This window comes from Priestia sp. P5_B4, assembly GCF_056400385.1.
Genome location: NZ_JBFULJ010000698.1, coordinates 1 through 2,014 on the forward strand (window position 1 = coordinate 1; position 2,014 = coordinate 2,014).

Annotated in this window: 2 protein-coding genes; both read right to left on the minus strand. The window is 38.7% G+C overall.

The window, feature by feature from the left end:
- A partial coding sequence (locus AC1DRF_RS24850; protein ID WP_477741950.1) for a cold-inducible protein YdjO-related protein occupies nt 1-148 on the minus strand: 148 nt, incomplete at its 3' end.
- Between the two features lie 358 nt (nt 149-506).
- Nucleotides 507-1,769 carry a glutamate-5-semialdehyde dehydrogenase gene (locus AC1DRF_RS24855; protein WP_043982391.1) on the minus strand — a complete coding sequence of 421 codons (1,263 nt, stop codon included), beginning with the start codon at nt 1,767-1,769 and terminating at the stop codon, nt 507-509.
- Nucleotides 1,770-2,014: the final 245 nt, after the last annotated feature.

Here is a 2,014-nt window from a genome sequence, read left to right on the forward strand (position 1 = left end):
GCTTCATTTCGCTTTTGCAAATTGGACAAGTTGGCTGATCTCCGCTTTTAAAGTTATCTCGAACCCAGCAATTACACGTATCTGATGTACATTCCCAAACTTTTGTTTCTTCAATAACAGCCGGCTCTAAATTTTTACGATTATACATACACATCGTCTCCTTTAAACAGTACTTTTTAAGTGGATAATAAATGAAGATTAACTTAGCGTGTAAATGTGGTAAATGGTGCAAGATAAAGTGATACTATACATCCGTAAATCAATCTTTGAGGAATACATACGGCGTCTTGAAAGACTAAAATAAAAATGAAGTTATAACAAAGCAGATAGCAGTTGCTTTTTTTAAAACAACGGGATAGTCTGAAAAGAACAAAAATGAAGATCACAAAAATTATATATTTTACTATTATAACAGAGTTTATAATTTTTTACAAATCAGCTTCCATTTACTTGTTTTGCTTTTCATAAAAAAAAGCGAGCACATGATTAGGCTCGCTTTTCATTTCTTATCGAGTTTGTCCGTTTCCACTCATAATATATTTAATTGTCGTAAGCGCAGGAAGTCCCATTGGACCGCGTGCATGAAGCTTTTGAGTTGAGATTCCAATTTCAGCTCCAAATCCTAAAGCTCCTCCGTCAGTGAAACGCGTAGATGCATTATGATACAGTGCGGCTGCATCCACTAAAGACATGAAGCGTGAAACGGCTTGTTCATCTTCTGAAATGATCGCTTCAGAGTGTTTTGTTCCATATGTTTCGATGTGATCAATCGCTTCATCCACACTCTCTACTACTTTCATCGCGATCGCTAAGCGCAAATACTCTTCAGCCCAGTCTTTTTCAGCTGCTGGTTTTGCTCCAGGAATTTCACCTACTGTCGCTTTGTCACCATATACTTCAATATTATGATCGTTGAATGCTTGAATCAATTCATCTTTATGAGAATCGAGCCAGTTCTTGTGTACAAGAACCGTTTCTGCTGCGTTACACACCGCTGGTCGATCTGTTTTTGCATTAATCAAAATTGGAATGGCCTTCTTAACGTCAGCTTGTTCATCGATGTAAATATGGCAGTTTCCAACTCCCGTTTCTAACACGGGAACCGTTGCGTTATTGACGACCGCTTGAATCAATGAGGCCCCTCCGCGTGGAATTAGCACGTCAATATGTTCTTTCATTGTAAATAATTCTTGCGTAGCCGCACGATCTGTACTTGAAATAAACTGTACCGCTTCTTTAGGGATTGGCGTTTCATCAAGAGCTTTATGAATAATGTCCACGATAGCTTGGTTAGATGAAATAGCTGAAGAACCGCCTTTTAACACAATGGCATTTCCAGATTTCAACGCTAGCCCTGTTGCATCTACCGTTACGTTTGGACGTGCTTCATAAATCATTCCGATAACGCCAAGAGGCACGCGTACTTGCTTTACATCTAGACCGTTATCCAATGTCCAGCTTGATAAAATATCTCCTGTTGGATCATCTAACTCAGCAACTTCACGAAGGCCGTTGGCAAATTCTTTTACACGTTCCGCTGAAAGAGCAAGGCGGTCCATCAGTGCTTCATCAAAACCTTTTTCTTTCCCGTTTTTTAAGTCTACTTCATTTGCTTTTAAAATATACTCCGTGTTGCTTTCAAGTGTAGAAGCAATCGTTAACAGTGCATCATTTTTTTGTTCTGTTGTCAGTAAACTTAATTGCTTAGCTGCTTTTTTTGCTGAAATAGCTTGTTCTTCTACTGAATACTTTTCATTTGTTTGTAACACCAAATCACTCCTGGATTCGTTTTAGTTTTGTTTGATTTTAAAGTGTGAGGCATAAGAGGTAAATGCAATCATGCAAAGAAAAGGAAGGGCTCCTTTTCTTTACAGCATGTTTGCTTACAAACCGACCGGTACTGGAATTTCTAAGTGACACACCAGACCTTCGCTGTCTACAATCGGTTGATCAATTGGCTCATTCATTGCAAGTTCATCAGATGAATAATTTGTCACACCAAGAGCCAGCTCAT